General features: G+C 49.2%; 10 protein-coding genes, 1 tRNA gene and 1 pseudogene. 5 read left to right on the top strand and 7 right to left on the bottom strand.

Translation table 11 applies throughout. The annotated features are described in order from the left end of the window. Positions 1-118: 118 nt before the first annotated feature. From B7992_RS15530 to B7992_RS15520, 3 genes are read left to right on the top strand one after another with little or no spacing between them, the layout of a single operon-like run. The gene (locus tag B7992_RS15530; protein ID WP_073161321.1) at positions 119-940 is read left to right on the top strand and encodes a TIGR02147 family protein; all 822 of its coding nucleotides are present in this window, start codon (positions 119-121) and stop codon (positions 938-940) included. Positions 941-959: 19 nt separating this feature from the next. Beyond that, positions 960-2,333 (top strand): LamG domain-containing protein, encoded by a 1,374-nt coding sequence (locus B7992_RS15525; protein ID WP_254917738.1) that lies wholly within the window; start codon positions 960-962, stop codon positions 2,331-2,333. Continuing rightward, positions 2,330-2,833, top strand: coding sequence for a PAS domain-containing protein (locus tag B7992_RS15520; RefSeq protein ID WP_088666742.1), 504 nt, complete (start codon positions 2,330-2,332; stop codon positions 2,831-2,833). Before B7992_RS15525 ends, B7992_RS15520 begins: the two co-directional genes overlap by 4 nt. 241 nt (positions 2,834-3,074) lie before the next feature. On the opposite strand, the gene B7992_RS15515 is transcribed toward B7992_RS15520, so the two are convergent. The 7 genes from B7992_RS15515 to B7992_RS15485 all read right to left on the bottom strand — a co-directional run bounded on the left by B7992_RS15515 (position 3,075) and on the right by B7992_RS15485 (position 9,257). Beyond that, positions 3,075-3,389 carry a hypothetical protein gene (locus B7992_RS15515; RefSeq protein ID WP_073161324.1) on the bottom strand — a complete coding sequence of 105 codons (315 nt, stop codon included), beginning with the start codon at positions 3,387-3,389 and terminating at the stop codon, positions 3,075-3,077. An 84-nt stretch (positions 3,390-3,473) separates the two neighbouring features. Continuing rightward, positions 3,474-3,558 (bottom strand) — tRNA-Ser (locus tag B7992_RS15510). A gap of 146 nt (positions 3,559-3,704) precedes the next feature. Beyond that, on the bottom strand, positions 3,705-5,393 hold the full coding sequence (locus B7992_RS15505; protein WP_088666741.1) for a M3 family oligoendopeptidase: 1,689 nt from the start codon (positions 5,391-5,393) through the stop codon (positions 3,705-3,707). 52 nt (positions 5,394-5,445) lie between these two features. Continuing rightward, entirely contained in the window at positions 5,446-6,102 is a 657-nt protein-coding gene (locus tag B7992_RS15500; protein WP_073236150.1) for a hypothetical protein, read from the bottom strand. Positions 6,103-6,124: 22 nt separating this feature from the next. Continuing rightward, on the bottom strand, positions 6,125-6,529 hold the full coding sequence (locus B7992_RS15495; RefSeq protein WP_139260177.1) for a hypothetical protein: 405 nt from the start codon (positions 6,527-6,529) through the stop codon (positions 6,125-6,127). 110 nt (positions 6,530-6,639) lie between these two features. Beyond that, positions 6,640-8,103 (bottom strand): amidophosphoribosyltransferase, encoded by a 1,464-nt coding sequence (locus tag B7992_RS15490; protein WP_073285622.1) that lies wholly within the window; start codon positions 8,101-8,103, stop codon positions 6,640-6,642. Between the two features lie 290 nt (positions 8,104-8,393). Next, positions 8,394-9,257: a PD-(D/E)XK nuclease family transposase gene (locus B7992_RS15485; protein ID WP_088666740.1), complete on the bottom strand. Its 864-nt coding sequence runs from the start codon at positions 9,255-9,257 to the stop codon at positions 8,394-8,396. Between the two features lie 307 nt (positions 9,258-9,564). On the opposite strand from B7992_RS15485, the gene B7992_RS15480 reads away from it, so the two are divergent. Together B7992_RS15480 and B7992_RS15475 are read left to right on the top strand one after the other, a co-directional pair. Next, complete coding sequence (locus B7992_RS15480; RefSeq protein WP_088666739.1) at positions 9,565-10,701, top strand: Fic family protein; 1,137 nt, start codon at positions 9,565-9,567, stop codon at positions 10,699-10,701. 219 nt (positions 10,702-10,920) lie between these two features. After that, positions 10,921-11,166 (top strand): annotated as a pseudogene (locus B7992_RS15475) (hypothetical protein); the annotation flags it as partial.

Raw genomic sequence — 11,166 nt, 5'->3', positions numbered from 1 at the left:
CATTTGCACTATACCTGCCTTTTTGTATAGTGTCAACTTTTTTCAGGATAAGACAATAAGCTAATTTTGTATCATAAATATTTGAATCCTTTTGATACAAAACTATATTCATCATAACATGAAACAGGTCTTGGAATACGTCAGCTATCGCGATTATCTGCGCGATTATTACCAGGAACGCAAGGCGCGTTCTGGTTTTACCTGGCGTGACTTTGCTAAGGCTGCCGGATATTCGTCGCCCGTGTTCCTTAAGTTGGTGTGCGACGGTAAAGCTAACCTTAGTGATGTGGGGACGGAACGAGTTGCTGCCGCTATCGGCCTTGCCGGTGTCGAACTGCAGTACTTCCGTCTGATGGTCAATTTTGACCAGACCAAGGATTCTCTGATCAAACGTAGTCTTTATAACTCCATGCGTGCCCTCGCAAAGGACAACTCCATGGAAGTTATGGGGGAGGAGGCTTACGTTTACTACGAAGACTGGCTGAATCCGGTCCTTCGTGAGATGGCTCCCAGGATGCACGGCGCTTCCCCCACCAAGATGGCGGGACAGTGCGTGTTTCCTGCGGATGCCCAGAGTGTGAAGCAGTCCCTGGATCTTCTTGTGAAGACCGGTTTGCTCCAGAAAGATGAAAAAGGTGAGTATCAGAAGTCGTCGAAGTCCGTTACCACGGGAATCCGTGACGGGGAAAGCATGGCGATCCGAGAAATGCATCGTCAAATGGGCGATCTTGCTGTAAAGTCCCTGGATCAGGTTTCGATGGACGAACGAGATGTGTCTGGCATGACAATCGGTATATCCAAGGAAGGCTTTTTCCGTATCAAGAATGAAATTGCCGATTTCCGTAGACGCATCGCCGCCATTGTCATGGAAGATGACGATGATGATCGAATCTACCGCCTTAACTTGCAGTTGTTTCCGCTTACGAAGCCTGCTAAATAGGAGGGGTAGCTTTGTGAAGATGTTTTTGATTTTCTTATTTTCGCTTGTGATGCTCCTTTGCGGATGCAGCCCGGTTGAAACAGCCGGCGGTGTCAGTGAAGAAACCAATTCCGTTTCTGGAGTCCTCGTCGCCGCTGATGGAAATTTTGCAAGAAATGTCGTTATTCACGCCCGTCACAGTGCTAAGTCTGACCAGCTGTTTGTTGATACGACTGATGAAAATGGCGCTTTTGGCTTTAGCATCAAGGAATATGGAGAGTACGTCCTGTCTTCTCATAAGGCTGGACAGGCCATATACGAGACTTTTGTGTACACCGGTTCGGATCTGAAAATGAGTTCCAAGATGACCACGGTCAAGACGATTCAGGGCAATCTGGTTTTGGATGGTGTTTCCAGTCCGGAGGACGCCAAGGTCGGAATTCCGGGCACGGATTGGGTTTCTTCTGTGAAGCCTACCGGGTACTTTGTCTTGAGCAATCTGCCGTTGGGAACCTATAATTTGACCGTTTCTTCGCCGGATCGTGAACGCTTTGATGATGCGGAATACACCCTTGTGCTGGAAGCTGATTCCTACTGGCTGAACGGTCCGCTCCCCAGGGGTATCGTTCACTCCGAGCCGGTTGATGTGTCCGTAAATTCTAAAGGCGTGTCTTATAATGGCGTTTCTGAAATTACGCTCCCCATGATCGATGTGGACTATAAGATTCAGTATGTGTGGACTATGGATTCTGTGCTTGCGTTGCCTTCTGATTCCGGAACCGGCTACTACCTTCTGGATGATATGGGGCACGAGACCGAGACGGTCTTCCTGTATGAGCCTGAATTTACCGAAGGTGTCGATGGCAAGGCAATCCGCTTCGTGGCTTCTGATTATGCTGCTGTAGATACCAGCGGCTTCCTGGATGTGGATTCCCTGACGGAACTGTCTATTGAAGGCTTCTTCAAGTTCAACAATCCTGAGGCTTTTGCGGTAGGTGAGTTCCAGAAGAATATCTTGAGCAAGCGGAGCGACGATTACATTGAAGAAATGATCGGTGTTTCCCTAATTAGCGGAAAATGCGGTGCAGTTGAGCCTAGGCTGGCGTTCTACTCGGTGAATGTCAATAATCCCACCTGCGAGTACATGGCGGTCTCTCAGCGTGCTGTGCCGGCTGGCGAATGGATTTATGTGGTGCTCACCTGGAGGCGAGGCATTGCGAAGATTTATCAGAATGGGGTGTTGACGGGTCGTATTGACACGGGCCTCCGTTGGATGGAAAACATTTCCAAGCCGCTCTATATTGGCGGTGACGGGCTGGACTTCGAAATGGATGATGTACGTTTTGGGTTTAAGGAAATATCATCTGCAGAAGTACTTTACAGGTATTATAAAAGGTTAGGAGGACAATTATGATTGACGAAAGAAAAGGTTCGGTGGAGCAGGCCTATTTCGAGGCCAATCGTCATGGCAGGCTCATCAAGGCCAACAAGCGCTTTTGCCGCATGTTTGGCTTTGAAGAGGGCGAAATCGAATGGCATTACGTAACGGATCTGTGCCGCAATGCCAAAGACTGGGATAACTATGTCAATTCCCAGATGCAGCCCAGCACTGTCTTGCGCATGAAAAACCGTAAGGGGCGCAGCTTCTGCTGCAAACTCTTTACTCATCTGCGCCAGGATGGTGACGGCGAACTGCGATACGATGTTTCTGTCCATCGTGTTTCTGCGACTTCGCCCGTGGTTGCTGCCCCTGCCGCCTTTGTTGAAAGTCGTGTGTTCCTTGCTAGATGTGCTCACTGCGGTAGTCAGATCCGCGTGGAGTCTGCTAACGAGGTTCGTTTCCGTCGAGTATGCGACCAGTGTGCTGCTCGCGAATATCCAGAAGCTTACGCAATCCGCTGTGCCCAGGTGTGATAGGAGGACCGGTTAGGAGGACTGGTTAGGAAGGAAAGGGGGTAGGAGGTTTTGCGTAGGGGTGACCGGTCGGATCCATTTGGGGGTGTCCGATCGGTCGCTTTTTTTTTGTGAACTTTTTATGGGGGTTCGTCGGGCGGGTCCGTTAAACGGATAAGGGGCAATAAAAAGAGCAAAAAAAGAACGATTCTTTCGAATCGCTCTTTTTAATTTTTCTAGGAACTTAAGCTGTTGGTTCAAATTATTCGCCGAAGGCGTCGTCTGCTGCAGCGCTCACCTGTGCGGTGTTTTCTGCGGTCATTTCGATTTCTTCTGCGGCTTCCACTTCAGCTTCGGCCTGTGCAGCCTTCTTTTCAGAAATGGTGAGCTTGCCTTCCTTGAATTTGTACATGGCGATGGTGGTCGGCTTCTTGGTCAACTGAATGTAACCCTGGCCAGCCTGCTTGTTGATGAAGCGTGCTTCCTGAGCCATCATCACAACAGCGCGGAAGACAGAACCCTGACATTCTTCACTTGCGTAAATATCGTCAAGATAAACTCTCTGATCGTCAGCCATCTTAGTACCTCAAGTTAAGGTTTGTGTTCCTACAAAAAATTCTCAAATGCTTTTTCCAAAACATTTGAGAAGTTTTGTTTTTAGAAGAGGGAGAGGGATTCGAACCCTCGTTACCGCGAGGTAAACACGCTTTCCAAGCGTGCGCCTTCAACCACTCGGCCATCCCTCCAAGGATGTGCGCCAATTATACATTTATTTTTGACACTTGTCAAGGGTGTTGGCGCATTTTTTTTGATTTTTTTGAAAAAAGTTGAATTTTTTTTAGATAAACTCTCCAAATCACACTTTTTCGACAAAAAATCGTTCTAATCCCGTCTAGAACTTGCTCAGTTCGTCCCAGACCACCTTCATCAAAGGCTCGATTGTCTTGGCCGTAAAGTCAAAATTGATGTTTGCAGCCTTGAACATTTCGGGCACGGTTACGCTGTAGCCCAGACTTTCTGCCTTGAACAGGTCGTCGATGGCCTTTTGCGGGTCCTTCTTGAAGTTTGCCCACACCTGCAGGGCGCCCAGCTGGGCGATACCGTATTCGATGTAGTAGAAGGGGCATTCGAACAGGTGCAGCTGCTTCTGCCACATGTTATTGCGGAACTTCTCGAGACCCGAATAGTCCACGCCGGCGTCATAGCGGTCCATGATGCCTGCCCAGATGGCTTCGCGGTCGGCGGCCGTATGATTGGGCCTGCTGTACAGTTCATGCTGGAAGCTATCGATGCTGGCCACCCAGGGGAACAGCCAGATAACGTCTTCCAATTCGCCCTCGATACTGCGTGCCATGGATTCGGTGTCGTCGCCATAGAAGGGCTTCAAGTTAGACATGCCGATCAGTTCCATACTCATGCTGGCCACTTCTGCAAATTCCGAAGGAACGTCGCGGTAGGCGAGGATAGGCTGGCCTGCCAGGCCAAACTGATGGAAGGAATGGCCCGATTCGTGGAGCAATGTATAAATGTCGCGGTCGGTGCCTGCGGAATTCATAAAGATGAAGGGCAGACGGGATTCGTCAAAACCGATCTGGTAGCCGCCCGGAGCCTTGCCCAGGCGGGAATCCGGGTCGATCAGCTTCTGGGCCTGCATCTGGCGGGCCCACTTGCCGGCCTGCGGGTGGATGCTTTCAAAAATCTGGTCAACCTTCTCGATCAGCTCATCGCCGGTCTTATAAGGCTTCAGAGGTTCGCGATTCAGCGGGTCTACAGCCAGGTCCCAGGGGCGGAGCTTTGCCAGGCCCATCTTGGCGGCGCGCTTCTTGTAGATTTCCTTCAGCAGGGGCAGCACCAGCTTCTCTACGCTTTCGTGGAAGTCCTTGCAATGCTTGGGGGTGTAATCGCGGCGCTTGGCCATGTAGATAAAGTCAATGTAGTCCTTGCAATGGGCGTTCTTTGCAATCTTGTTGCGGATGGAGAACAGTTCGTCGAAGGACTTGTCCAGGGCCTCCTTGTCCTGCATGCGGCGTTCCCAGGTGGTGCGCCAGGCCTTTTCGCGGATATCGCGGTCGGTACGTTCCAGATAGGTTCCCAACTGCTGCATGGTCTGGACCTTGCCATCGAATTCCACGCTCATACCACCGGTAATCTTCTGGTATGCCTGCACGGCCTTCACTTCTTCCGTTTCCAGGGGGATGTTCTCGGGGCTGAACAAATCCAGGGAAAGCTGGACGCTCTTGAACCATACGCCGAATTCGCCCTTCAGCTGGTCCTTGGCCGGATGGGCCATCAGCTTCTTGTTCAGCTTGTCGTCAAACTCGTTGGCGATGGGGTCCACGTTCTCTACGAAGCTTTCGTAAGCCTTGGCGGCCTCTTCGTCCTTGGTGTTTACGGTCATGGCCACATAGCGGCGGCAGCTCACTTCCTGCAATACGGAACCCAGTTCGCTCCACTTCATGATCCAGGCGCGGAGGGCGTCGGCGCTGTTGGGGATGTTCTCGTCCAGCAGCTGCTGGAATAAAGCTTCCACTTCCTTGGAGTTGTCTACGTTAAAATTCTCGGGTACAAATTCGCGTTTCATATTCTACATCAATCCTTTTTTTCTATAAAAATTAGCATCTCGTTGTGTGCGATCATTTCTGGATGGCCCCCATCCAGTTGTTCACCACGTTGTTCAATATGGTGTTCCTGACGTTATCCATAAGGGCGGTCTTTTCTTCCTGGGAGACCGGGCGATCGATATCAAATTCCAGGGGGACCGATTCCCCGTCTACATCCAGGGCCACTGTCAGAACGCCCTTCATGTTGATCAGGGAAACATCCTTCAGCCAGAAAATCCGTCGGTCGATGGGCATGGTGGTGGTCACCGTCAAATTATTGCTGCCGGGAACCATCTTGATGGAATCCTTCAGCGAAATAGGCAGTTCCATTAGCGTATCCAGTTTCAGGGTAGCTTGTAAATCCCGAATCCACAAAGTATCGGTACCTTGATTCTTGGCAATCACTTCGGCGGAAAGTCCCAGAGTTCCCAGTTCCTTTTCCAGCTTGCCCTTGGCGAAATCCTGAACGAGCGCCACCACCTGGGGGTTGGGCAAAAAGCCGTTAAACAGCCCCTGCTTGGGGAACAGATCCTTGTTGATGCTTACGGAATCCAGGGTCAGGGCGTTAAATTCCAGCTTGGTCTTGGAAAGAATGTCGGCGGCGCTGATCTTGCGGGTCACGGCGCAGCCGAACAATGACAGAACCACCAGGGCGGCCAACGAAATGGTTAAGGAAAATCTGAATTTCATACGGCCCCAAATATACAAAACCTTACTTCTTGGTGACAACGTATCCATCGCCGTCGTCGTTCTGGATAATCAGGGTGGTGGAGTGGTTGATCAGTTTGTCGTATTTGGCGTACACCGTGAATTGGATGCCCGATGTGAACACCACCAGCTTCACATCCTTTTCGAAAGTGTTTTTCTGGATGTTGTAATCCACCTTGCCATCCTTGGCCGGGTTGGAATAAGTATACGTGGTATCGGAATCCTCATCTACCATGTAGACAATAAAGGCCGTACCCTTGGTCTGATTTTCAAGGGTGATGGTGAAGGGATATTCCGCCTGTTCGCCCGAATCGGTGGAGCCATTGCCGGAGCAACCCCACAAAAAGGAGAGGCCCATAAGGGTTATCGTAACGGGTACCGCATATTTTTTAATAAAACGTGAAACCATACCATCCCTATATCGTATCAAATGAACTTGTTGTCAATATAAAAAAGTCCGAACCGCAAAAGGTCCGGACAATTTCTTTAGGCAGCCTAAGCTCGCCGAAGGATTCTGAATTACTTCTTTTCTTCTTCCGCGTGGCAGGGGCAGTGATAGCAGTCGCCCGTTTCTGCGTAGTCCTTACCAGTCCAGCAGAAGGTGCACAGCTGATCTTCCGGCAGGCCAATTGCCTGGATCAGGTCGTCGATACGCTGGAAGGCCAGGGTGGTCAGGTTCAGGTTGCGACGGATGTAGTCCACCATGTCCTTGTATTCCGGGGAATCCGGGTTGGTGTACTTGTCCAGATCGGCGTTCTCGCCTTCCTTTTCGCGGATGTAGCGGCGGGTAATCAGGTCGTACACGCTCTTGGAACGGGAGAAGTTGATGAACTTACAGGGGTAAACCAGGGGAGGGCATGCAATACGCATGTGGGTTTCCTTACAGCCCATGGAGTAAAGCTTTTCGGCCTGCTTGCCCAGCTGGGTACCGCGGACGATGGAGTCGTCGCAGAACACCAGGCGCTTGTTGTCGATGAGGCCCGGAATGGGAATCAGCTTCATGGAAGCCACATGTTCGCGCTGGCGCTGGTCCTGGGGCATAAAGGAACGTGCCCAGGTCGGGGTGTACTTTACAAACGGACGTGCGAACTTGATACCTGCTTCGTGAGCGTAACCCAGGGCGTGGGATGTGCCGGAGTCGGGAATACCGCAGGCGGCGTCGGCTTCGGTAGGAGTGCGCTTTGCAAGTGCGGAACCGCAACGGTAGCGGGTCATTTCCACATTGCGGCCTTCGTAGGCGGATGCCGGATAGCCGTAGTAAACCCACAGGAAGGAGCAGATGGCCATCTTCTTGCCCGGTTCAACCAGGGTGTTGATTCCATCGGGGGTGAGTTCGGCGATTTCGCCCGGACCCAGGTCGCGGAGATGGTCGTAGCCCAAGTTGGGCAGGGCGCAGCTTTCCTGCACGGCGATGACGGAACCGTCCTTCTTGCCAACGATAATGGGCGTACGGCCCCACTTGTCGCGGGAGGCGTAGAACTTGCCGTTGCTGTCCATGACGAGAACGGAGCAGCTACCCTTGATTTTCTGCTGTACGTAGTTGAGACCTGCAACAATGGAATCCTGGGTGGCGATCAATGCGGAAACCACTTCGGTAGGGCCAACCATACCGCTGGTGGTAGAATACTGGAGCTGCATGCAGTTGTTCTGGAACAGCTCGTTCTTAAGATCTTCGATGTTAGAAATGAGACCTACGGTGACCAAGGCGAAAGTGCCATGCTTGCAGGTCATGACCAGGGGTTGGGGGTCGGTATCGGAAATAACGCCCAGGCCCACGTTGCCGGCGAACTTGGCCAAGTCGTTTTCGAACTTGCTGCGGAACGGGGTGTTCTGGATGTTGTGGATGGAACGATGGAAGTTTCCATCGGCCTTCAGCACAGCCAAACCGCCGCGATGAGTACCGAGATGAGAGTGATAGTCAGTACCGAAGAACAGATCCGTTACGCAATCGTTCTTGGAAATAACGCCACAAAAGCCGCCCATAAAGACTCCTTAGTCGGGGATTTTACGCCGAAAAGATAGAAATCTTATAAAACTTTTCATTATTTGTACTGCAAGAATATGAAAAAATATGTTTGGACCTTTACAAAAAATGAATAATCAAGACCGCTTCCCCAAAAAATCAAGCAATTTTCACAATTGGGGAAAATGCTCGCAGAAATTTTAAGCAGTATCTACAAGACGATGAAAGCCGTTCAAAAAAAATTTGCTTTCGTGTTTTTCGTTACGAAAAGAAAAACCCCGTTCAAGTGAGCGGGGTACTTTATTGACTTTTACAGCAGGCCGTGTTGTCTGAGGATTGCGGCATATTTGTCGGCTTGGGCTTTCGCTGCTTCTAGCTCCTGCCTGTTAGCTGCGATTTCCTCTTCCTGCTGTTTGATCAGCTCTTCGGTGTACTTGCGGGTAGAAATCGCGTCCAGTCTACGACGCTCCTCCATTTCCTTGCGGTAGGCTTCGATTTGCTCTGCACTGAATGCCATAAGATCCTCGTACACGTCTTCAAAAGGTTCAACCCGGGTGGGATTGGCAATAAACTTACATAAATCTAGAAGGTTTTGCAAGTACATGTTACCGTGTCCCGCATCCTCGCGGATTGCCTGCTCCAGGTAATTCAGCTGAATAATGCACCAGTGCATGGTGTCGAATTTGAACATGCGATTTTCCTGTGCGGAAATATCCAAGTTCAGGAGCCAGGAGGTGTGCGGGAAAATGCAATCCTGCGAAATGATAATCTGGTAGCATTTATTTAGTTCCTTATATTTTGCACCCTTGATCGCCTGGGAGGCGTAGAGCTTGGCTCCGTAATACGAAAGCCGCTTGGCGTAATCGTCCTTTTCGGTCCATAGCTGGACTTCTACATCGGCCTCGTCGCCATCGTCCATGACCACGCGCACGTCAAAGCGGGATGTCTTTTCGGTATTGGGCTGTGCGGACGCGAAAATTTCTGTAGCTAGAGGCTCCGCCTTTTTCAGCTTTTTGCCAATGAGCGTAGACATCAGCTGCCGCAAGTTTTCACGGGATTTGGGATTGTCTCGGGTGTACACGTACTTGAAGGCGCAATCCGCCAATAGAGACGCAATTTCCGTTTTGGGGGATTCGTTGTTGCCGATGATGTTTGTTGTTTTTTGTGTGGGCATACTATCTCCTTTAAGAAAAAAAACACTTGATTAACTCAAGTGTTCAGGAGACTGTTCGTAACGCTCGGGAGGAATAATAGTTTATGTGTATTTTTTGTAAAGGGTAAAAATGTAAAAGAACTGTAAATTCAGTTGTCAAGACTATCGTGGGTGGAAGTGGTTGTATCAAAATTTGCACATACCACTCCAGGCCCGAAGAAAAGGAAATTATGGTGGACGTTATCGTGAACGGTTTGTAAGGAGTTTTTTATTTACTTATATTTCCCTCATATAAACAATCAAGGTACGCATATCGTTCATACGAGCAATGGAAAAGAAAAAGTTTGAACTAGACTTTGACGAATACATTCGTCATACGGAACCCAGTCGGCATGAAATGTCTTCTGCCTGGTCCACGGCAATTGGCTTGCAGCAGGTCGATGGGCTAACTCCTTCCAAGTACCTTTTTGAGACTGCCCGACGTAACATCGATGGCGACATTACCATTGACGAAGCTCAGAAACTGATCAACAGTTATTACGAGTCAAAGACCGAGCGGAATGACGATGAAGATGACGCCGAAGAGGCTGACAAGGTTTCCGCGCGCATCGCAAAAATTCTCAGCGAAAAGTCTTTCAATTTCTCGCCCTCGTACCTGATTGCGATTCACGGAAAACTATTCCAGGGAATTTATAAGTTTGCCGGAAAAATCCGAGACTACGACATTTCTAAAAAGGAATGGGTTCTGAACGGGGCATCCGTAATGTACGGGGCCGCCTTTGAACTGAAGATGGCCCTGGATTACGACTTTGAGCAGGAACGCAATTTTATCTATGGAGGCTTATCCATGGACCAAATTGTGGAACACCTGGCCTACTTTGTTTCGAGACTGTGGCAAATCCATGCCTTTGGCGAAGGCAATACGAGAACGACTGCTGTATTTACCATCAAGTACTTGCGTTCCATGGGTTTCAAGGTTTCTAACGACATTTTTGCGAAGAACTCCTGGTATTTCAGAAACGCTCTGGTCCGCGCCAACTACAAGAATCTGCAGAAGGGTATCGATAAAAATCCAGAATTCTTGGAAAAGTTCTTCCGTAACATGCTCATGGGCGAACATAATGAACTGAAAAATCGGTTCATGCATGTGGACTTTAAAGGTCAAAAACCAACGATTAACACTCAAAAACCAACGATTGGTGATGAAAAGCCAACGATTGAAACGAAAAAAGCAAAGATTGAACTAGCTGTGGAAGAATCCTCGTTTAATAAGACCGCTAAGGAAAATTTGCTGAAATTTGTTCGGGGCGTAGAGCTAGACGAAATTTTTGGTGTTTCTAGAGTAAGGGAAATCGTCGTCTGTGGAGCCTCATCGGCGTCGGCTGCCTTGAAAAAATTGCAAGCCCTCGATTTGATTGAACCTGTTGTGGCCCACGGCAAGGGAAAGTATCGTTTTAAAATGTGAATCACGAAACTCTATCTTTCGAAAACCTACAGCGAGCTGGAACAGGGAAATACCAAGATGTGGCACCTCGGCCCGGTGGCACTCTATCAGGATTATATTGAAAATCAGTAAATGAGTTTGAGGGACCTATTCCTTAAGCATTTTGTCGCCTGCTAAGCGACCTTAATACAACCTCTTTGGGTTATATTTAAATCAAAAAAAGAGGATGCAAGTATGGCTATGAAAAATATTTCTGTTCCCAGACCTACAGTAAAAGAGGTTGAAAAATACTTGAGGCAATGGAACAATTTGAAAGATTACAAAGCTCAAGAGGAAGCTCTTGATAAATTGTTTTTCAAGTTGTGCCCCAAAAATGTAGATGAGAGCGATATTCTGTTAAAAGTGGCTTCGCTAAACGATTTTTATAGTACCCCGAATTCTATTTGCAAATGCATAATCCGAGCGGAATCTGAAGGATGCAAAAAA

It is taken from the genome of Fibrobacter sp. UWH1, from assembly GCF_002210365.1.
Classification (GTDB): domain Bacteria; phylum Fibrobacterota; class Fibrobacteria; order Fibrobacterales; family Fibrobacteraceae; genus Fibrobacter.
This window is presented reverse-complemented; position numbering and strand designations above follow the sequence as displayed.

Bases quoted from the DNA above. Each gene is read 5' to 3' on its own strand.
- B7992_RS15530 (WP_073161321.1), top strand. From the start codon at position 119: ATGAAACAGGTCTTGGAATACGTCAGCTATCGCGATTATCTGCGCGAT.
- B7992_RS15525 (WP_254917738.1), top strand. From the start codon at position 960: ATGTTTTTGATTTTCTTATTTTCGCTTGTGATGCTCCTTTGCGGATGC.
- B7992_RS15520 (WP_088666742.1), top strand. From the start codon at position 2,330: ATGATTGACGAAAGAAAAGGTTCGGTGGAGCAGGCCTATTTCGAGGCC.
- B7992_RS15515 (WP_073161324.1), bottom strand. From the start codon at position 3,389: ATGGCTGACGATCAGAGAGTTTATCTTGACGATATTTACGCAAGTGAA.
- B7992_RS15505 (WP_088666741.1), bottom strand. From the start codon at position 5,393: ATGAAACGCGAATTTGTACCCGAGAATTTTAACGTAGACAACTCCAAG.
- B7992_RS15500 (WP_073236150.1), bottom strand. From the start codon at position 6,102: ATGAAATTCAGATTTTCCTTAACCATTTCGTTGGCCGCCCTGGTGGTT.
- B7992_RS15495 (WP_139260177.1), bottom strand. From the start codon at position 6,529: ATGGTTTCACGTTTTATTAAAAAATATGCGGTACCCGTTACGATAACC.
- B7992_RS15490 (WP_073285622.1), bottom strand. From the start codon at position 8,103: ATGGGCGGCTTTTGTGGCGTTATTTCCAAGAACGATTGCGTAACGGAT.
- B7992_RS15485 (WP_088666740.1), bottom strand. From the start codon at position 9,257: ATGCCCACACAAAAAACAACAAACATCATCGGCAACAACGAATCCCCC.
- B7992_RS15480 (WP_088666739.1), top strand. From the start codon at position 9,565: ATGGAAAAGAAAAAGTTTGAACTAGACTTTGACGAATACATTCGTCAT.